This is a genomic window from Enterococcus sp. AZ129 (assembly GCF_051714505.1).
GTDB classification, from domain to species: Bacteria; Bacillota; Bacilli; order Lactobacillales; family Enterococcaceae; genus Enterococcus; species Enterococcus faecalis.
Genome location: NZ_JBIORY010000001.1, coordinates 2,291,086 through 2,310,971, shown reverse-complemented (window position 1 = coordinate 2,310,971; position 19,886 = coordinate 2,291,086). Strand labels below are relative to the sequence as shown.

Sequence of the window (19,886 nt, the reverse complement as noted above, 5' to 3'; positions counted from 1 at the left end):
TGAAAAAGAACGGACGTTCGTATATAATGGAGGGAGGAGGCGAATCAAAATGATGAGCGAATTACGTTTTCCCTTAAAAAAAGATACGTCGAGAAAAATTATACATATAGATATGGACGCGTTTTTTGCTTCAGTTGAAGAACGAGATCATCCAGAGCTAGTAGGACATCCGTTAGTTATTGCGCGCCATCCAAGTGATACTGGGGGCAAAGGAGTGGTGACCACAGCGAATTATATTGCTCGACAGTACGGTATTCACTCGGCTATGAGTGCTCAAAAGGCGTATGAACTATGTCCAAGTGCCATTTTTAAGCCAGGTAATTATCAGAAATATAGTGAAATTTCTCAAGAAATCCGTGAAATTTTTCGCCGCTATACAGATGTGATTGAACCAGTATCTATTGACGAAGCGTATTTAGATGTAACTGAAAATAAGGTCAACAGTAAGTCGGCTATTAAAATTGCGAAAATGATTCAATATGATATTTGGCATGAATTGCAGTTAACTTGCTCGGCAGGTGTTAGTTACAATAAGTTTTTAGCCAAGTTAGCATCAGATTTTCAGAAACCAAAGGGCCTGACGGTTGTCTTACCAGAAGAGGCCGAAGATTTTTTGAAAGCATTACCGATTGAAGATTTCCACGGAATCGGGAAAAAAACAGTGCCTAAAATGCATGAACTAGGGATTTTTACTGGAGCAGATTTATACAAGCAAGATGAGATGACGTTGATTCGGTTATTCGGTAAAATGGGTTATTCATTGTATCGTAAAGTCCGTGGTATCCATGATGCGCCAGTTCAAGTGACTAGAGATCGTAAGTCGGTAGGCAAGGAACATACTTACGGCACCCCTTTAACGACGGAAGAGCAGGTTACGGCTCAATTGAGACAATTAGCAGCAGGTGTTGAGCATGCATTGCAACGAGTGCAAAAACATGGCAAAACAGTAGTCCTGAAAGTTCGTTATACTGACTATACGACGATTACGAAACGTGTGACATTACCTGAATATATTTCTAAAAAAGAAGAACTTTTCTATCAAGCGAATTTAATTTGGGAAGATATTTTAGGTTTAGAACAAGGAATCCGTTTATTAGGCATTACTTTAACGAATTTAGATCCACTAGCGTATGAAAACATTGTTTTACCTTTATGGGAAAAAAGTTAGCCCTTTAGCCACATCCTCAAGAGATGGCTAAAGGGCTAACTTTTTTAAATTGATTTTTTGATTTGTTCATAAGACGTTTCGGCGTCATGACATTTTTCCCAAATAACAGCTTTGCCAGCAGCAAGTGATTTGGGTACATCAATAATCCGTTGATTACTACTGCCACGAAATTGTAAATTTAAATTACGTTTTGCCAGTTCAAAGCGCCCATCAACTAAAATGTCAATTGAATGGAGTAGTTCAAGCTTATCAGGCGTTTCTAAAAGTAGTTCTTCAAAGGTATACCCAGACCAAGACCAGATATCTTTGGCTGAGCCAAATGTTTCCCGCACACGTTTGACTACACTAAGACAAACATCTGTATTCAGAAAAGGTTCACCACCCAAAAGAGTCAAACCTTGGACATAGTCATGGGACAAATCTTCAATAATTTGATTCATTAAAGATTCTGTAAACGGCGTACCGTAATTGAAATTTTGGACAGCTTTGTTAAAACAACCTTCACAAGCAAAGAGACAGCCACTCACGTATAAACTATTGCGTACACCTTCGCCATCAACAAAGTTGAACGCTTTGTAATCGGCAATCTTTTTTTGGCTGTAGTCTTCGGTTTTCCATTCTTGTGGTTTCGGATTACGCATCAGCAAAACTTCTTTCTATAGAATAATCGAGTTTAATTTTTTAAATGTTTCACACGAGAGGAAATTTCTTTGTGACGACCATGTACCATTGGGCGAGCTTGCGGGTTACCTAAATAACCACAAGTCCGTTTAACGACATCACAAGTCTTAGGATCATGATTGCCACATTCTGGACATTCAAAGCCACGTTCAGTTGGATGGAAGTCCCCTTCAAAACCACAGGCATAACAATGATCAATTGGCGTATTGGTTCCTAAATAGCCAACTTTGTCATAAGCGTAATCCCAGACAGCTTCAAGCGCTTTGGGATTTTGCTGTAACATGGGGTATTCACAGTAGTGGATAAAACCACCAGAACAGTATTTTGGATAATCCTTTTCAAAATCAAGTTTTTCAAAAGGCGTTGGATTTTTGCGTACATCATAATGGAAACTATTTGTGTAATATTCTTTATCTGTAATATTTTCGACGATGCCAAATTTTTCAGTATCTAAACGGCAAAAACGGTCAGTCAAGCTTTCGCTCGGTGTAGAGTAGACACTAAAATGATAGCCGTATTCATTGCCCCAGTTGTCGGCATTTTTTTTCAGTTCTTTTAAAATATCCAGTGTAAAGTTTTTGGCCTCTTGATTGTCCTCCCAAGCACCGCCGTAAAAGGCAGAAGCCACTTCATACAAGCCAATATAGCCAAGTGAAACCGTGGCACGTTTGTTTTTAAACAGTTCATCTACGGCATCCTGTGTAGCTAAACGTTTTCCAAATGCACCATACATGTATAAAATCGGTGCATTCGCTGGTTTAGCTTCTTTAACACGTTCAACCCGATAAACCAAAGCATCTTTAACGATCGCTAAACGTTCATTTAAAATTTGCCAGAACTTTTCTTGGCTTCCTTGCGCTTCTAAAGCGATTCTTGGTAAGTTCAAGGTCACAACGCCTAAATTCATTCGGCCAACATTTACTTCTCCACCTTGTTCGTCTTTCCAGCCTTGTAAAAAGGAACGACAGCCCATTGGTACCTTAAAACTACCTGTTAGTTCAACGATTTTATCATAGTTTAAAACATCAGGATACATGCGTTTCGTTGCGCATTCCAGTGCCAGTTGTTTAATATCGTAGTTTGGATCAGTAGGTTGCGCATTGACGCCGCGCTTAATTGTGAAAATCAGTTTTGGGAAAATAGCTGTTCGTTTTTCAATCCCTAAACCATTAATTCGGATTTGTAAAATCGCCCGTTGAATTTCTCGCTCAAACCAGTTGGTACCTAAACCAAATCCCAGAGAAGTAAAAGGGGTTTGTCCATTGGAAGTAAATAAGGTATTAATTTCATACTCAAGACTTTGCATGGCATCAAAAATATCTTTTTTCGTTTTCTTCCGAGCGAATGCTTTTTGGCGTTCTTCTCCTTCAATCCATTCTTGCGCATCTGCTAAATGTTTTTCATAATTACGTTCCGCAAAAGGCGCTAATAATTCATCAATCCGATCGGCAGAGCAACCACCATATTGACTGGAAGCTACATTGGCAATAATTTGAGAAATTTGTGCAGTGGCCGTTTGAATTGATTTTGGTGATTCGACATCAGCGTTCCCAATTTTAAAGCCATTGTTTAGCATGCCTTTAAAATCAATTAAACAGCAGTTTGTCATGGGCGTATATGGATGATAATCTAAATCGTGGTAATGAATGTCGCCTTTTTGATGGGCATTAGCCACGTGTGAAGGCAACATCTTTAAACCAATTGATTTTCCAACAATCCCAGCGGTTAGATCACGTTGCGTATTAAAAACGTCACTGTCTTTGTTGGCATTTTCGTTCACGACAGTCTGATCTTTATTAATTAATTTGCCGATAGATACATTAATATCAGTCGCTTTACTACGCTCAAAATCACGTTGGGTTCTGTAATGAATGTATTCTTCGGCTAAGGCATATTCATTGTTGGATAGCAGAGTATGTTCCACAATATTTTGAATTTCATAAATTTTTACGTTATTGGTAAAACGTTCGGCAATTTCTCGATTGACATCGGCAACAATCGATTGGACTTTTTGATGTGTCAAAGGAGTGACTTGGTCATGTATTTTTTGTTCAGCTTTGATCAAAGCGTCGTATATTTTTTGATCATCGAAAGTCACTAAACGACCATCCCGTTTGACGACTTTAATTGTTGAGAGATTAACATCCTCGGCTTTTTCATCAGTAATCTTCATCATTTTATCCAGCTCCTTATATCTCGTTAGTAACTATCCTAATACAAAGGTCGGCTAAATTCAATCGATATATTGCGTATTTTTAGTAAAATATCACTAGACAAACACTATATATTGTGCTTGTGCTGTTTTGAAAAAATATGAAAACAAATGAAGAAAAGGATTGAGCAAATTTTTTTGTGTGAAAAAAATTCTTTGTCAAAATTAAAAAACAGCAAAGAGTTTTTTGCCAAATTGCTAAAAGCAACACTAAAAAATAACAATTATTAAATAATAATTGTTTGCGGATTTATTCACGAAATGCCAATTATTCTTTGACTACCGAACGATATTGTAAGATAAAACGATGTTCATTCAGATTTTTTCTTGGTAAAATAAGAGTAATAACAAAACGTTGGAGCGAGAAAAATGAAAAAAATTGTAGAAGTAAACCATGTCAGCAAGACATATGGTCGTTTAAATAATAAAACAGAAGTATTAGATAATATTTCGTTTACCGTTGATGAAGGCGAATTTGTGGGGATTATGGGTCCCAGCGGTGCTGGGAAATCGACACTGTTGAATGTCTTATCCTCGATTATTTTGCCAACCGCAGGAATCGTGCGCATCGCCGGACAAGATATTTTAAAAATGCGAGATAATCAATTAAGTGATTTTCGGAGAAACGAAATGGGGTTTATTTTTCAATCGTTTAACCTAATTGATACGTTAAATGTGAAGGACAATATTCTGTTGCCTTTAGCTGTAGAAAAAGTTTCATTAGAAGAAATGGATAAACGTTTGTTACATGTGACTTCGATTTTGGGGATTCAGGAGCTTTTATCTGCTTATCCACCAGAGATATCTGTGGGACAAAAACAACGGGTAGCAGCTGCTCGTGCTTTGATTACGAACCCTAAAATTATTTTTGCAGATGAACCAACTGGCTCACTGGATTCAAAATCAGCAACAGAATTGTTGAAATATTTAGCTGAAATTAATCTGCATGATGATGCCACAATTTTGATGGTGACACATGACCCGTACACGGCCAGTTTTTGCAATCGCATCTTATTCATTAAAGACGGTGCGATTTTCTCAGAAGTTGTTCGTCAAGGATCACGTAAGGAATTTTTTAATCGTGTGATAGATATGCAAGCAACGATTGGTGGAGGCGGGCGCGCAAATGATTTTTAAACTATCATTAAAAAATTTAAAAGCTCATGTACCTAATTATCTGGTTTATTACATTAGTATGACTTTTGCAGCGGTCGTTTATTATTGTTTCCGTGCGATTGCTTACAACCAGCCTCTTGTCGCAGGTGCAGGCCGTGATATCGAAATTAAGCGATCTTTAGGACTCGGTAGTACCTTAGTCACCATTATTATTTTGGGCTTTATGTTGGCAGCAAATCGTTTTTTTATAGGAAAACGTAGCCAAGAAATTGGCTTGTATCGATTAATTGGCTTGAGAAAGAGCCAAGTTTCACTAATTTTTTTAGTAGAAAATTTAGTTTTAGGCTTTGTTTCACTAATTAATGGAATTATTTTAGGAGTGATTTTCACCAAGTTGTTTTCAATGATTTTAGCCAAAGTTATGTTTTTAGAAGTCCCCAGTTTCTTCTATATTTCTTGGCGTTCCGTTATTGAAACCGGTGTAGCTTTTGCATTTATGATTTTGATTGTCTGCTTAAGAAGTATTTGGATGATTTATCGTTATCCATTGTCGCAGCTTATGCACCAAGAAAAAATTGGTCAAATTAATTATAGTCGTTTAACGAAACGGCGGCAGTTTCTAGGTATTTTAGGACCTATTTGTTTACTGGCTGGTTATTTTATTGCGTTTGATTTTCGGAATTTAGCGACAGGTATTGTGTATAAACAATTAAATGATTCATTGGATATCTCGATTCCGATGATTATTACATTGACGCCTTTTATCATTTTGGGTCTATGTGTGGTGGGAACTTATTTATTTTTCCGTTATACCATGTATTTTATCATTCGCTTATTTAATCATAGAAAAAAATGGTATTACCAAGATTTACGCATGATTACTTTAGGCAATGCCAAACGCTACTTATTTAAAAGTAGCAAAACACTCACTGGTTTGACCTTGTTAATTGCGACAGCCTTGAGTGGGATCGGCGTGATGGTTTTTGTGTATACGATTAGTATGCACACGGTCAACAGTGATGGCCCCGTGGACTTTTTAGTTTCACAGGAAAGCTATCCTAAATTGAAGAAAGTTCTCGATGAAGCGAAGGACACCAAAATAAAAAATGAAGTGACACTTTCTTATAAAATTACTGGAATTGAACGAAGTTTGCGAATTGGTCAAGCGCAAGAGGAACAAGAAACGATTGAAGCAGTTAATGTTTTATCCTTCTCAAATTACCGCAACTATCAAAAAATTAATCCTTATTTAAACGATTTACATTTAAAAAATGACCAAAGTGTTATCTATATGGATAGCTTTACCAATATTTTAAGTGGTATGTCTCGTTATGAATCGAAACTGCAATTTGTTGAAGGAGAGAAGGCACAACTGCAACAAGTGCTGCCTAACTATCTAGGCAATTTTTTATTGCAATATTCCTTACCAACGATTGTCGTTTCCGATGCCCTTTATCAGAAAGTGACAAAAAATTCCATTCAGTATCAGATTAACGCCGTAAATGTTGACACGAAAAGCCGTGAAAAACTTTATGAAGCCGTAAATAAACAGATTGCCACAGAATGGCAAGCGCCAATTTTGTATAAGTATGAAAAAAATAACCAGCAGTTGAGTGGTTTTGCCAAACAAATGCCTAACGAAGAGGTAAAGAATACGCAAGATGATGTCACAGAAACTTGGCGGCTAAATATGAATGATCGCTACGCCTCTTTACGCTATGAACGAAAAATTAACGGCTTGACTTTATATGTCTCCATGTTTGTGGCAATTTTAGCGTTGTTTATTACGGGCAGTATTTTGATGTTACGACAACTCTTTTCAGCTGTAAGTGAGCGTCAAGATTACGTGACTTTAAAACGGATGGGTGTTTCTAGTAAAGCGATAACTAAGCAAATTTATCGACAGAATAGTTTGATTTTCTTTCCGCCGATGGTCATTGGGATTTTGCATACCACCTTTGCCATTTATTTGTTAAGCCAATTTATTAAGAGTCCAGGATATTTGTTAGTATATCTTTCTTGTGGAATCTTAATAATTGTTTATCTAATTTTTTATATTTTAACGTCTGCCATTTATGCGCGGATGATTCGACACATCCATTTTTAAAAAACTGTAAAAGCCGTTGTGAAGCGGTTTTTACAGTTTCTTTATGCGAAAAAATTATGAGAGTTCCGTTTATGAAAATCATGAAAATTTAAGAAGTGACGAAATTGTTAGTTTTTTTATTAAATTGTAAGAAATTTCAATGGACTTTGCTGAAATATAGCATAAAATAATGGATAGCGATTAACCTTAGGAGGTGAATGATAATGAAAACAACTTTTCAGAAAATTCTCAATAACGAAAGTCTTAAATTCATCGGTAAAACGTTATTTTATTCTTTCATTGTCATTGCATTAATTTATCTTTATCATTACAAGAATATCAATGGAGGAACCTTCATTTATAACGAGTTTTAAGGAGGCGGCTATACATGGAAAAAGTAATTAATATGATTCAAACGATTGATGAATGGGCACGTAAAGAACCCCAACGTCCTGTTTATTTAACCGAAGAAAAAGTCTCTACGTATGGAGAGTTAAAAGAAAAGTCAGACAATCTAGCCGCTTATTTAGCTGAGCTGAAAACGGACAAGTCAGCGATTGTCGTATACGGAGAATTAGATTTTGAAATGATTGTGAGTTTTCTAGGCGCATCGAAAGCTGGTTTTAGCTATATCCCCATTGATGCACATACACCAAAAGAACGCATTGAACTAATTCTAAACGTAGCCAAACCAACCGCAGTGATTGCTGTGCATGAATGGCCTGAGTTAGCCACCGAAGTGCCAGTAATTACGGCGGAAGAATTAACAGAAATGATGATGCATGCACCTCGGCATGCGCCTGCGTTAATACCTGTCACAGGAGCAAGTAATTACTATATCATTTTCACTTCAGGGACAACTGGCGTACCAAAGGGTGTGCAAATCAGCCATGATAATTTAGTTAGCTTTACGAATTGGTTGTTGCAAGATTTTGGTTTAGAAGAAGGGGCCCGCTTTTTAGCACAGGCACCTTATTCGTTTGATTTATCGGTGATGTCTATTTATCCCGCATTGGCGTTAGGTGGCTCATTAACTCCGTTACCCAATGAAATCATTAACGATTTTAAACAATTATTTACGCGTTTGCCACAATTAACAATCGACGTCTGGGTTTCAACACCGTCCTTTATTGAATTGTGTCTAATGGAACCAAGCTTCGATGGTGAACATCTACCAGCACTGCGCACGTTTTTATTCTGCGGAGAAGAATTACCAAAACCAACGGCTGAGAAATTAGCCGCTCGTTTCCCAACTGCGCATATTTATAATACGTATGGGCCGACAGAAGCGACTGTAGCGATTAGTGCCATTGAAATCACTCAAGAAGTTTTAAAAAGTGTCCAACGTTTACCAATTGGGTATGTGAAAGAGGATACGCAAATTTATATTATGGAAGGCATGTCAAAATTACCTGCAGGTGAAATTGGTGAAATCGTCATTGCTGGACCAAGTGTTTCCAAAGGATATCTAAATAATCCTGCGAAAACAGCTGAAGCTTTTTTCCAATTAGATGGCGTACCAGCTTATCGCACAGGCGATGCTGGAAAGTTAGTCGATAACCTATTGCAGTATGAGGGACGCTTAGATTTTCAAATTAAATTGCATGGCTACCGCATTGAGTTAGAAGAAGTGGATCATCACTTAACGAATGTTTCCTACGTGAAACAAGCAGTCGTTGTGCCGAAATATCAAGGAAATAAAGTCCAACAATTAATTGCCTATGTCGTTCCGCAAGCACATGAATTTTCAAGTGATTTTCAATTAACTAAGGCAATTAAACAAGAATTAGCCACGTTGACAATGGACTATATGATTCCGCAAAAATTTGTATATGTTGAACAATTACCTTTGACAAGTAATGGCAAAATTGATCGGAAAGGGTTGATGAATGAGGTGAATGCCACATGATGAATTTTCCTCATATGATTCCCTATAATGCACCGTATTACTTTGTTCTGCTAATTGCGGCTCTGTTGCCAATGATTTTAACTTTAGCCATTAAAGGGACACGTTGGCCTTGGTACCAAACACTCGTGACACTGGTCTTTCTATATATCAGTTTTGGTGGCGAATTTTGGCAACAAGGAGTCGCTCTGATTGTATATGTTATTTATCAGACGTTACTAACGTGGGGCTATGCGGCTTATCGAAAAAATAAAAATGCAGGTTGGGTCTTTTATCTGGCTGTCTTTTTAGCTATATTACCGCTTGTTTGGGTGAAAGTTTCTCCCTTCATGACAGGCAAAACAACCTTACTTGGCTTTTTAGGGATTTCTTATTTAACCTTTAAAGCGGTCCAAGTGGTCATGGATTTACGGGATGGCGTAATGAAAGAATATCATCCGTTTCGTTACATTCAGTTTCTCTTGTTTTTCCCGACTATTTCTTCAGGACCCATCGATCGTTATCGGCGCTTTGAAAAAGATTTGAAAAACCCGCCGAGTGCGGAGAAATATTTAGACTTTTTAGAAAAAGGAATTTTCTATTTATTTCTAGGATTTTTATATAAGTTTATTATCAGTCATTATCTTGGTGGTGTCTTTTTACCACATGTGGAAAAAATGGCCTTGGCACAAGGTGGTTTATCCTGGTGGACAGTCGGCTATATGTATAATTACAGTTTGTATCTATTCTTTGATTTCGCAGGCTATAGTTTACTGGCCGTTGGCACAAGTTATTTAATGGGCTATGATACACCAATGAACTTTAACAAACCGTTTCTAAGTTGGAATATTAAAGAATTCTGGAATCGTTGGCACATGACCTTATCTTTTTGGTTCCGTGATTACATTTACATGCGCTTAATGTTTTTCTTAATGAAAAAGAAAGTCTTTAAAAGTCGGATCGTGACTTCTAATATTGGTTACTTTGCGTTGTTCTTAATCATGGGCATTTGGCATGGATTAACGTGGTTCTACATCGCTTATGGGCTCTACCATGCAACACTAATTTGTGTAACAGATGCTTGGCTACGTTTTAAGAAAAAACATAAAGACAAGATACCATCAAACAAATTTACACATGCATTTGCAGTCTTTTTAACTTTCCAAGCGGTTTGTGTCAGCTTCCTGATTTTCTCAGGATTTTTAGACAAACTATGGTTTAAATAAATAAAAATAAAAATATAAAGGGGCAATTTATAATGAACATTCAAGAAACAGTATTAAACATTTTAGAAGATATTACAGGAACAGACGAAGTTGTGAACAATCAAGACATTCAATTATTTGAAGAAGGATTATTGGACTCTTTAGCGACGGTTCAATTATTAGTAGAAATTGAAGGACAATTAGGAATCCAAGTTCCTGTATCAGACTTTGACCGTGAAGTATGGGGAACACCAAAACAAATCATTCAACAAGTGGAAGCTTTACAATAATGTCTAGAAAAAAACGACTAATCAGAATCTTAGGTCCAGTGCTTTGTTCAGCGGTCTTGGTTGCAGTGTTCTTTTTTGCACCGTTCAGAATCAATTTAACTTCCGAAAAAACGTTGAAGGAAGCATCAACGTCAATGGCACCGAACGTTTTAAAAGGCAATGTGATTAAAAACAAAGCAGTGGCTTCTGGTAAATATGTTCCTTTTTTTGGCTCTTCTGAATTAAGTCGATTTAGTGCTTTCCACCCTAGTGTGCTCTCTGAAAAGTATCAACGGAACTACCGACCGTTTTTACTAGGAGAAGCGGGCACACAGTCATTAACCCAAGCAATGGTCATTCATTCGATGGGCGATGCGATTGCCAATAAGAAAGCGGTCTTTATTTTATCTCCGCAATGGTTTGTCAAAAAGGGTGTACCTAATGATAGTTTTGGTGCGCACTATTCACAATTACAAACCTATCAATGGTTAGCTAATTTAACCGAATTAACCAGCGGTGACCAATATCTAGCACAACGTTTGACCAAATTTCCAGTTGTTCAAAAAGACAAAGTCTTAATGGAAACCTTGGCAAATCTGCAGGCAGGGCAACTTCCCCAACGCTCTCAACGAGATTATTTTATAATGAATCTCCGTTTCTTGAATCGTGAAGATGAATTGTTTAGCCAAATTGGCATGGTTAGCAGAGAACCAATTGTTGAAAAAGATATGAAACAATTACCTGCTACGTATAATTTTAATGAATTAGATCAGCTAGCTGGAAAAATTGCGGCAAAAGCCATTAATAATAATAAATTTGAAATTAGTAACGGTTTTTATCGCCAACGGATTAAACCAGTTTTACCGAAATTAGCTCATTCACAAAAGAAATGGGATTATCGTTTTTCTCCAGAATATGGTGATTTCCAAGCTGCGTTAGAACAGTTAGCAGAAAAAAATGTCGATGTTTTATTTGTAATCCCACCTGTTAACAAACGTTGGTCGGACTATACGGGCTTGTCACAAGATATGTTGCAACAAGTAGCACGCAAGCTGAAATATCAACTTCAAGAGCAAGGGTTTACTAACATTGCTGACTTCTCAACATGTAGTAATGAACGCTACTTTATGGCGGACACGATTCATTTAGGTTGGCGTGGTTGGCTCGCTGTTGATCGTCAAGTAGATGAATTTATGAAACAACCTGCGTCTAAAAAGTTAGCGTATCAAATTGATGATCGTTTTTATCAGACAGATTGGCAACAACAAAATCCATTGGTCTTACCTCAATTTTAAGAAGGCAAGATGGATCAAGTACCAATTATCTGAAGCGGACTAGAAGCGCTTCGTAACAATGAAAATAGCCTGTACCTGCCGTTGAATAACGAGCGTGCAGGCTGTTTTTTCGTTTATTTTTAGTGGAGAACGTTGCTCAATTTATTTTTTGTAAGTATTTTTTTAGTTCGTGGTATAATGGATAAAATTGGTTTTTGAGGGGAGTTATTTTTATGGATGCAAAAGAAGAAAAAATGTTAATTGATTTAACAAGTGCTAAAGGGATTGCTGGGAATGAAGACGAAGTACGTTCGTTATTTAAAAAGTATGCAGCACCGTATGCGGATAAATTTTTATATGATGGCCTTGGCAGTATTATTGCAAAAAATGTTGGTGATAAAGAAGGACCAAAAGTCTACATTTCTGGGCATATGGATGAAGTCGGTTTCATGGTTACCCAAATCACAGAAAAAGGCTTTTTAAAATTTCAAACCGTTGGTGGTTGGTGGGGGCAAGTGATGTTGGCCCAACAAGTTCAGATTAAAACCACGACTGGTAAGGTTTACCATGGTGTCATTGGGTCTAAACCACCGCATGTGTTAACAGCGGAAGTTCGTAACAAACCCTATGAGATTGCAGATATGTTTATTGATATTGGTGCAAGTAGCGATCAACAAGTTGCAGAATGGGGGATTCATCCAGGGGATATGGTGACACCATATATTGACTATCGTCGCATGAATGATACAAAATTTTTATTGGCAAAAGCGTGGGATAACCGAATTGGTACGGCCGTTTCATTAAAAGTTTTAGAAAATTTAGCGACAGAAGGGCACCCCAATATTTTATTTGCAGGCAGTGATGTGCAAGAAGAAGTGGGGCTACGCGGTGCGCAAACAAGTACGCATCTTGTGAATCCAGACATAGCGTTTGCTTTAGACACAGGAACAGCTGGTGACACACCAGGAATGACACCTAAAGAAGCCGACTCTGTTTTAGGTGAAGGGCCACAAATTTTGATTTATGATGCATCAATGATTCCGCATAAAAAATTACGTGATTTTGTTATTCAAGTGGCGGAAGAAAATAACATTCCCTTCCAATATACAGTGATTACAGGGGGAGGTACGGATGCTGGCCGCATGCATTTAACGCGCAACGGGATTCCATCATTAGCCATCACGGTGCCTGTTAGATATCTGCATTCACATACCTCAGTTATTCATGAAGATGATTATTTCAACACAGTCAAATTAGTCACAGAAGTGGTGAAACGTCTAGATAAAGAAACAGTCGCTAAATTGACTAGTTATTAGTTTCAGAAAGGATGGAATGAATGAAAAGTTTAGTAACAAATTCGCAACATCGTGCCAATGCTCGCAGAGCTCTTGATGGGCAATGGGGGATCATGGCTTGGTTAACTTTCTTAGGAGTGGTTTTACAGAGCTTCTTAACATCGATTGTGCAAAATTTATTTTCTGGTGAAAATCAAGTTTTTCAAAGTAGTTTTGCCGCAGTATTACTGCAAATTTTTGTTTTATTCGCGTTAAGTTATGCGCTATATTACGCAGCCTTGAAGGTGTTACGTGGTGAAAAGGTGCGGGTCAATATTTTAATGAGTGTTTTTCAAGGAAAATATTATGGTCCGCTATTTGTGGTCAACCTACTTCAAAAAGTACTTGAACGTGTAATTGGTTTGTTATTTTTGTTACCAATTTTATTTGGGGCAGGGACAACCTTGTATTTCAAATTGATGTTTAATACAGTTACACCAGAGGAAATCCAAGCCTTTTTCTTAAATGATTTTTCCTTTTTCCTAGCATTTGGCGTTGCCACTATCTTGATCTTTTTAATTGGTTTATTTGTGAGTGGCGTTTTTCAATTTGCTGTGTGGCTACGTTTTGATAATCCAGAACTGCCAATTATGATGGCATTGAAACAGGCGTTATATTTAATGAAAAATCGTTTTTGGCAATATTTATGTTTACAATTTTCTTTTATTGGTTGGTATATTGTGGGCTTTTTAGCTATTGGTATCGGTCTATTATGGGTGATTCCTTATAACTATGTAGCGTTAGCTAGTTTTTATCAAACTGCCTTAGAAGAAAAAGGTTTAGCCGAAGAATAAAAAAGAAGCTTGAATCCTTCGTTATCTCGACAAAGGGTTCAGGTTTTTTCTTTGGTCTTTTTGTGAAAATTTAAGCGTTTTAACCTCGTTTTTCCGTTATTTTATGGTAACATGGAAGTATCGTATTGAAGGAGGTTGTCCACACATGAAATTGACTGTCTTAGGCTGTTTAGGTGCTTATCCATACAAAGGAGAAGGAACGAGTTCCTATTTGTTAGAATCTGAAGGCTTTCATTTGCTTATTGATGCAGGCAGTACGACATTAGTGCGTTTAGAAAACTATCTAGATCCATTGAAATTAGATGCTGTCATTCTGTCGCATTACCATCATGACCATATCGCAGATTTAGGTGTTTTACAATATTATCGTCAGCTTTATCCAACGCTGGAACCGACTCCTATTTTGCCAATATATGGCCATACACAAGATCAAATGCATTTCAAAGAACTAACGCTTCCTAACGTTTCCGAAGGGAAAGAGTATTTTGAAGCAGAAGAGTTGGCAGTAGGACCATTTTTAATTACTTTCATGGAAACGATTCATCCTGTCACTTGTTACGCGATGCGGATTGTTGAAAAAGCGACTGGCAAAGTCTTTGTCTTTACAGGAGACTCTGGTTACTTAGCAAGTTTTGAAGACTTTGCAAAAGACGCTGATTTATTCTTAGCGGATACGTACTTATTTGAAGGTAATGAACGACATCATGCACACTTTACGTCAAGAGAAGCGGGTGAAATTGCCAAAGCAGCACAAGTCAAACAATTGATGTTGACCCATTTACCACAACATGGGTCATTGGAACAACTACGTGAAGAAGCGCAAAACTATGCTGGAACGGAAATTCCAGTGACATTAGCCCAACCAGATTTAACAGTTGAGATTTAAAAAAGTAACTATACCAAGGGAGAGAACCGATTGTGATTTTTGTACCGAATGAAAATAATGACCCACGAGTGAACTTAGCAATTGAAACATATTTGTTAACAGAAATGCCTTTAGATGAGCCCATTCTTTTATTTTACATTAACGAGCCGTCAATCATTATTGGCCGTAACCAAAATACAATTGAAGAAATTAACAAAGAATATGTAGATGAGCACGGCATTCATGTTGTTCGTCGCTTAAGTGGCGGCGGCGCCGTTTATCATGATCATGGTAATTTGAATTTTAGTTTTATTATGCCAGATGACGGCAACTCTTTCCGTGATTTTGCGAAAGTTACCCAACCAATTATTCAAGCATTGCACGACTTAGGCGTTGAAGGTGCCGAATTAAAAGGGCGCAATGACCTAGTGATTAATGATATGAAGTTTTCAGGAAATGCGATGTACGCTACCAACGGCCGCATGTTTGCACATGGAACCTTAATGTTTGATAGTGATATTGATGAAGTTGTAAATACATTGAAAGTACGGAAAGATAAAATCGAATCTAAAGGTATCAAGTCTGTTCGTTCACGGGTAACAAACATTAAACCATTTTTATCTGAAGATAAACAAGAGATGACAACGGAAGAATTCCGCCAAGAAATTCTTTTGAAAATTTTCGGCGTAGATTCGATCGACCAAGTTAAAACGTATGAATTAACTGATCAAGACTGGGCGGCTATTAACAAAATTTCAGAGCAATACTATCGCAATTGGGATTGGAATTATGGTAAATCACCTGCATTTAACTTAGAACGTCGCCATCGTTTTCCAATTGGTTCAATTGAAATGAAAATGAATGTGGCGGATGGTGCCATTCAAGAAATTAAAATCTTTGGGGACTTCTTTGGGCTTGGTGAAATTAAAGATGTTGAAGATATTTTAACCGGCGTGAAATATGATAAAGCTTCTTTAGAAGAAGCCATTGATCAAATTGACGTTAAAAAATACTTTGGCAATATCGAAAAAGAAGATTTGCTTGGGTTAATTTATTAAAAAAAAGACAGCCGTTTCAAACGGTTGTCTTTTTTCTAGCTAAAAAATAATATTTAGCTTTTAGAAAGGTAGTGCTATGTGCAAAATCGTCGAAACGATTTTTATCAGGGAACTATCAAATAGCTCGCCTGCATATGTACTTGAACCAAGTCAAGTTCGGGAATTTGTTTATGTGCTTCACTATAAATCACTATCTGTAAAGAGTATACAAGATTTCCTTCCTTTTGTGATATCAAATTTTTGCAGACAAAGTAGTAAAATTTGACGTTTCTTATTTTAGCAAGGTTATAGGCTTGTTTTGGGGCTTGAAATAGCAAGAATTAATAGTGATTTAAGAGAAAATATTAACATATGTAGAAGTATTTTTATAAGAAATAACGAGAAAAAATCAATAGGTATGTTCTTGAGGGCTATTTTTTGACGTTTTCTGAATAAAACTTAATAAAAAATAGCAGAAACAAAGAAAAAATGTGCTTACAAGAAGTAATCCGCACTTAGCTAGGAAGTTAAGAATGTGCATGTTATTTTCAAACAAATAATAAGAATCCTATTTCAATCCTTTACAGAGGAACAAGGACTTCGTATAATAAAGGGACGAAAAGGAGCGAAAGTGATGAGAAACGAAATGATGCATCGACCAGTCGTTAAACCAGAATTGGTTGAGTATATGCGTACAAAACAAAAGAAACTTCCCGGAGAATTAGGTGCAGTGGAGGCGGAAGCCAATGAAGCAGGGGTGCCGATTATTCCACACGAAACAGTAGTTTTTCTACAATTTTTGCTAGGACAACTAAAGCCCAAAAATATTTTAGAAATCGGGGCAGCAATTGGTTTTTCTTCAAGCTTGATGGCTCAATTTGTTGGTGAAGATGGTCACGTGACCACGATTGATCGTTTTGACGTAATGATAAAAAAAGCGAAGAAAACCTACCAACGCCTAGACTTAGAAGAAAAGGTCACTCTTTTAGAAGGACAAGCAGCTGAGATTCTACCAACGTTGGAAGGACCTTATGACTTTATTTTTATGGATAGTGCCAAATCAAAATACATTGAATTTTTACCTGAATGTTTACGATTGCTACCAGTTGGCGGCGTTTTGATGGTGGATGATGTATTTCAAGCTGGGACAATTTTAGACCCTGCTGAGGAAGTACCGAAAAAAAATCGAGCGATTCATCGTAAATTAAACCAATTTTTAGATGTAGTCATGGTTCACCCTGATTTAACTTCTACTTTAGTTCCTCTTGGTGATGGAGTTATTTTAATTACCAAAGAGAAAGAAACGATTATTTTAGATAGTTAAAGAATGTCTTCACAAAAAGAAAGCGAATCGTTAAAAAGCAAGTTCTTTTAATGATTCGCTTTCTTTTTTTTGTTATTTAAAAAGTTATCTCGCTATTTCTAATTGAGAATGATAATCATAAAATTCTCAATAGTACAGTATTATACGTTAATAAAACCTCGTTTGTTTATAATTATTCTATTGACGGAATAATTATAAACTGTTATCCTTAAAGAGTAAAAAAACAGAGGAGGAACGACAATGAATTTAATTAATCAAAAACTTTTTGACTTTGAATGTGATGCCTATCACGATGGTGAATTTACACGAGTATCAACAGAAGATATTTTAGGAAAATGGAGTATTTTCTTCTTTTATCCAGCTGATTTTTCTTTCGTGTGTCCTACGGAATTAGGGGATATGCAAGAGCATTATGCGCATTTACAGGAATTAAATTGTGAGGTTTACTCTGTTTCAGAAGATAGTCATTATGTGCATAAAGCATGGGCTGACGCTACAGAAACGATTGGAAAAATTAAATATCCAATGTTAGCCGATCCCAACGGTCAACTTGCTCGTTTCTTTGGCGTTTTAGATGAAGCTTCTGGAATGGCTTACCGTGCTTCATTTATTGTGAGTCCAGAAGGGGACATCAAATCTTATGAAATCAACGACATGGGTATTGGTCGTAATGCTGAAGAACTTGTTCGTAAATTAGAAGCTTCTCAATTTGTAGCAGAACATGGTGATAAAGTTTGTCCAGCCAATTGGCAACCAGGAGAAGAAACAATTGCGCCAAGCTTAGATTTAGTTGGTAAAATTTAAATTCGCTTTGTAAATAGAGGTCAAAGAGTTGGATAAAACAGAGAAAATGTTTTGTTCAGCTCTTTTTCTGAAACACAGAAGAAAGAGGAGAAGCAAGTGACAGAAGAAATCTACGATTTGATTATTATTGGTGGCGGCTCAGCTGCTTTATCTGCAGGTATCTATGCAGGTCGCGCAATGATGGATACCTTAATTATTGAAAAAGACAAAATTGGCGGACAAGTAACGACGACTTCTGAAATTGTGAACTATCCAGCGATTCGTCACACAACAGGTCCAGAACTAATGGAAGAAATGCGCATTCAAGCACAAGACTTCGGTGTAGCTTTTACAAACGACGAGATTATTGATGTTGATTTTAGTCAAACGATAAAAACTGTTCAATCGGCGAGTCAAACCTACCAAGCATATGCAGTATTGATTGCGACAGGAGCTTCTGCTCGTAAAATTGGTTTCCCTGGTGAAAGTGAATTTACAGGACGCGGCGTGGCCTATTGTTCTACTTGTGATGGGGAGTTTTTCCAAGGCCTAGATATTTTTGTGATTGGTGGCGGTTATGCAGCAGCGGAAGAGGCCGTTTATTTGACACGTTACGGTAAATCAGTAACGATGATTATCCGAGAACCTGATTTTACATGTGCAAAATTAACTGCGGAGGCGGCTAAAAATCACCCGAAAATTAAGATTGTTTATAACACAGAAGTGAAAGAAATTATGGGCGATGATTTTGTCCGGAAAGCTGTGTTTGTCAATAACCAGACGGGAGAAGAAACGGTTTATGAAGCGCCAAAAGACAGTACATTTGGTCTGTTTGTTTTTGCTGGAAATAAACCAAGTACAGAAATTTTTGAAGGGAAAATTGCCTTAGACCGTGGGTATGTGCCAACAACTGAAAATATGGAAACCAATATTCCCGGAGTTTATGCAGCAGGAGATTTACGAATAAAAGAATTACGTCAAATTGTGACGGCGGTTGCAGACGGTGCAATTGCCGCCACTCATGCGCAACGTTACGTGACAGAACAAAAAACACAGGCAGGTCAACCGATTGTAACGAAGCGAATGACTGAACGATTAGCTAATCAATCTGTCCCTGAAACAAACAGTCAGCAACCAAAAGAAAAACAGCCAGCGAAAGTTACTGGTAAGCATCAGTGGTTCCCAGAAAGTATGCGCCAACAATTAAGCGGTATTTTCGCTAAACTAACCAAAAAAGTGACATTGCTTCAGTTTTTGGATGCAAGTGATGAAAAATCATTGGAACTTCAGTCATTCTTAACAGAATTTGCAAGTCTGGATCAGAAGATTACTTTAGAAACGATTTTGAAAGATACTGAGCCAGCCAAAGAATTGCTGTATGGGATTGAAAAAATGCCTAGCGTTGTGCTCTTAGATACGGCAGGAAACTATACAGGAATTAAATTTAGTGGTATTCCTAGTGGCCATGAAGTAAACTCGTTGGTTTTGGCGGTTTATAATGTCGGCAGCGAGGGGCAGCCGTTAGAAGCAAGTCTGCAAAAGAACATACTTGCATTGCCAAAAAGAAAAATAGAAATCTTTGTTTCACTAACATGTCATTTCTGTCCCGATGTCGTGGCGGCTTGCCAACGTATTGCATCAATTAATCCTCATGTGGAAGCAGAAATGGTGGACATTAGTCTATTTCCAGAGTTGAAAAAAGAAAAGAAAATTATGAGCGTTCCAGCAATGCTAATTGATGGAGAACAAATGATTTTTGGTTCAAAAACAATGACCGAAATTATTGAAGCCTTGGCTTAAAAGAGGCGGAAAAAAGTAATTAGCCTAATGAACCTAAGTCATTCAAAAAAGTG

Annotated in this window: 17 protein-coding genes; 15 read left to right on the top strand and 2 right to left on the bottom strand. The window is 37.2% G+C overall.

Annotated elements, in window-relative coordinates; translation table 11 throughout:
- The first annotated feature begins 52 nt into the window (after positions 1 to 52).
- Positions 53 to 1,168 (top strand): DNA polymerase IV, encoded by a 1,116-nt coding sequence (gene dinB, locus IGJ90_RS11230; RefSeq protein ID WP_289858165.1) that lies wholly within the window; start codon positions 53 to 55, stop codon positions 1,166 to 1,168.
- 44 nt (positions 1,169 to 1,212) lie between these two features.
- Here dinB and nrdG read toward each other — a convergent pair whose 3' ends face one another.
- Together nrdG and nrdD are read right to left on the bottom strand one after the other, a co-directional pair.
- The gene (gene nrdG, locus IGJ90_RS11225) at positions 1,213 to 1,809 is read right to left on the bottom strand and encodes an anaerobic ribonucleoside-triphosphate reductase activating protein (protein ID WP_002356379.1); all 597 of its coding nucleotides are present in this window, start codon (positions 1,807 to 1,809) and stop codon (positions 1,213 to 1,215) included.
- A gap of 32 nt (positions 1,810 to 1,841) precedes the next feature.
- The gene (gene nrdD, locus IGJ90_RS11220) at positions 1,842 to 4,025 is read right to left on the bottom strand and encodes an anaerobic ribonucleoside-triphosphate reductase (RefSeq protein WP_438768125.1); all 2,184 of its coding nucleotides are present in this window, start codon (positions 4,023 to 4,025) and stop codon (positions 1,842 to 1,844) included.
- 405 nt (positions 4,026 to 4,430) lie between these two features.
- Between nrdD and IGJ90_RS11215 the strand changes: the two genes are divergently transcribed.
- The 14 genes from IGJ90_RS11215 to IGJ90_RS11150 all read left to right on the top strand — a co-directional run bounded on the left by IGJ90_RS11215 (position 4,431) and on the right by IGJ90_RS11150 (position 19,833).
- Positions 4,431 to 5,198: an ABC transporter ATP-binding protein gene (locus IGJ90_RS11215; RefSeq protein ID WP_002356382.1), complete on the top strand. Its 768-nt coding sequence runs from the start codon at positions 4,431 to 4,433 to the stop codon at positions 5,196 to 5,198.
- A complete protein-coding gene (locus tag IGJ90_RS11210; RefSeq protein ID WP_002384061.1) occupies positions 5,188 to 7,284 on the top strand; it encodes an ABC transporter permease in 2,097 nt (698 codons plus the stop codon). Before IGJ90_RS11215 ends, IGJ90_RS11210 begins: the two co-directional genes overlap by 11 nt.
- 203 nt (positions 7,285 to 7,487) lie before the next feature.
- Positions 7,488 to 7,637, top strand: coding sequence for a teichoic acid D-Ala incorporation-associated protein DltX (locus IGJ90_RS11205; RefSeq protein WP_002356384.1), 150 nt, complete (start codon positions 7,488 to 7,490; stop codon positions 7,635 to 7,637).
- A gap of 14 nt (positions 7,638 to 7,651) precedes the next feature.
- Positions 7,652 to 9,172, top strand: coding sequence for a D-alanine--poly(phosphoribitol) ligase subunit DltA (gene dltA, locus IGJ90_RS11200; RefSeq protein WP_002359445.1), 1,521 nt, complete (start codon positions 7,652 to 7,654; stop codon positions 9,170 to 9,172).
- Positions 9,169 to 10,374: a D-alanyl-lipoteichoic acid biosynthesis protein DltB gene (dltB, locus tag IGJ90_RS11195; RefSeq protein WP_002382500.1), complete on the top strand. Its 1,206-nt coding sequence runs from the start codon at positions 9,169 to 9,171 to the stop codon at positions 10,372 to 10,374. Before dltA ends, dltB begins: the two co-directional genes overlap by 4 nt.
- Before the next feature lie 32 nt (positions 10,375 to 10,406).
- Positions 10,407 to 10,643, top strand: coding sequence for a D-alanine--poly(phosphoribitol) ligase subunit DltC (dltC, locus tag IGJ90_RS11190; RefSeq protein WP_002356389.1), 237 nt, complete (start codon positions 10,407 to 10,409; stop codon positions 10,641 to 10,643).
- Positions 10,643 to 11,917, top strand: coding sequence for a D-alanyl-lipoteichoic acid biosynthesis protein DltD (dltD, locus tag IGJ90_RS11185; protein ID WP_002356390.1), 1,275 nt, complete (start codon positions 10,643 to 10,645; stop codon positions 11,915 to 11,917). The genes dltC and dltD overlap by 1 nt, the downstream gene beginning before the upstream one ends.
- A 212-nt stretch (positions 11,918 to 12,129) precedes the next feature.
- The gene (locus IGJ90_RS11180; protein ID WP_002367214.1) at positions 12,130 to 13,212 is read left to right on the top strand and encodes a M42 family metallopeptidase; all 1,083 of its coding nucleotides are present in this window, start codon (positions 12,130 to 12,132) and stop codon (positions 13,210 to 13,212) included.
- A 20-nt stretch (positions 13,213 to 13,232) separates the two neighbouring features.
- Positions 13,233 to 14,024: a DUF975 family protein gene (locus IGJ90_RS11175; RefSeq protein WP_002365061.1), complete on the top strand. Its 792-nt coding sequence runs from the start codon at positions 13,233 to 13,235 to the stop codon at positions 14,022 to 14,024.
- A 145-nt stretch (positions 14,025 to 14,169) separates the two neighbouring features.
- Entirely contained in the window at positions 14,170 to 14,910 is a 741-nt protein-coding gene (locus IGJ90_RS11170; protein ID WP_002356393.1) for an MBL fold metallo-hydrolase, read from the top strand.
- Between the two features lie 32 nt (positions 14,911 to 14,942).
- Positions 14,943 to 15,947, top strand: coding sequence for a lipoate--protein ligase (locus IGJ90_RS11165; protein WP_002356394.1), 1,005 nt, complete (start codon positions 14,943 to 14,945; stop codon positions 15,945 to 15,947).
- 613 nt (positions 15,948 to 16,560) lie between these two features.
- On the top strand, positions 16,561 to 17,250 hold the full coding sequence (locus IGJ90_RS11160) for an O-methyltransferase (RefSeq protein WP_080001662.1): 690 nt from the start codon (positions 16,561 to 16,563) through the stop codon (positions 17,248 to 17,250).
- A gap of 240 nt (positions 17,251 to 17,490) precedes the next feature.
- Positions 17,491 to 18,054: an alkyl hydroperoxide reductase subunit C gene (gene ahpC, locus IGJ90_RS11155; protein ID WP_002367212.1), complete on the top strand. Its 564-nt coding sequence runs from the start codon at positions 17,491 to 17,493 to the stop codon at positions 18,052 to 18,054.
- A gap of 96 nt (positions 18,055 to 18,150) precedes the next feature.
- On the top strand, positions 18,151 to 19,833 hold the full coding sequence (locus tag IGJ90_RS11150; protein ID WP_002367210.1) for an FAD-dependent oxidoreductase: 1,683 nt from the start codon (positions 18,151 to 18,153) through the stop codon (positions 19,831 to 19,833).
- Positions 19,834 to 19,886: the final 53 nt, after the last annotated feature.